Source organism: Rothia nasimurium (genome assembly GCF_004569295.1).
Classification (GTDB): domain Bacteria; phylum Actinomycetota; class Actinomycetes; order Actinomycetales; family Micrococcaceae; genus Rothia; species Rothia nasimurium_B.
Window position 1 is genome coordinate 1 of sequence record NZ_SPQC01000103.1, and the last position, 797, is coordinate 797.

Genomic DNA, 797 nt, shown 5'->3' on the forward strand with positions numbered 1-797 from the left:
GCTATGTAAGAGAGAGTTCGCTGGGTTCGATGCTGTCCTAAATAACGATTCCGCACGCTTGTAGTCCTCCTACGCCCGATAGTGCCTTGGCAATGTCGATAATCTCTTGCTGTGCTGTGCGGTCTGCCATATCCCTAGCTCCGCGCCAAACTCTCGCTACGGTGTGGGAGCCAAATTTGTAAGCCACTTTTGCTAGCTTCCATGCGGCAACTGCCAATTTTGCTGTTGGGAATACTGTTTGGGCGATAAACCAAGCAATTGCAGCTGCACATAGGGCTGTGGACTGCTGTGAAGTGCTGCGTGTGGCGGGGGAAGCCTTTAGCTCTGCATCAATCTCTTTGAACGCTGCGCGAATCGTTCTTGTGTCAGATGCGGAGAAAACAAACCCTTGTGGATTTCCTTGGCTGTCAATAATCTCATAGATTGCGTGACCGTCTATAGAATCAACAACTTTTCCCCGTTTGAAGCCTGCTGGTATCCCAGGTTCAGAAGCGTTTGATGTGGTGCTTCCTGCGGCTAGGCACGTGGCGAGGCCTGCAAGGCTGATGGTAAGAGCAGCTCGTCGAGTAGGGGTTAGGGTGGTCATTGAAACCTCCATAAAATGTGATGTATACCTATGTTTTAAATCACAATTTATATTGTTTGTCTTTTTCCTGTCAACAAGCAATAGCAAGAAATTCATGCTACTTGATAGGCATGTTCATAGCGTCATCCTCTTCATCTTCAAAAGGAAGATTCGCACTTTCTGGCTTTGCCTCTTGCACCGGCTCACCCTCTAACAGGTGCTCCCAGGGGTT

General features: G+C 48.7%; 1 protein-coding gene. It reads right to left on the reverse strand.

Features of this window, described 5'->3' with window-relative positions:
* Nucleotides 1–37: 37 nt before the first annotated feature.
* The gene (locus tag E4U03_RS12570) at nt 38–682 is read right to left on the reverse strand and encodes a hypothetical protein (RefSeq protein WP_135014060.1); all 645 of its coding nucleotides are present in this window, start codon (nt 680–682) and stop codon (nt 38–40) included.
* Between the last annotated feature and the right edge of the window lie 115 nt (nt 683–797).

Coding starts and splice junctions, on each gene's coding strand:
- E4U03_RS12570 (WP_135014060.1), bottom strand. CDS start 682: ATGAATTTCTTGCTATTGCTTGTTGACAGGAAAAAGACAAACAATATA.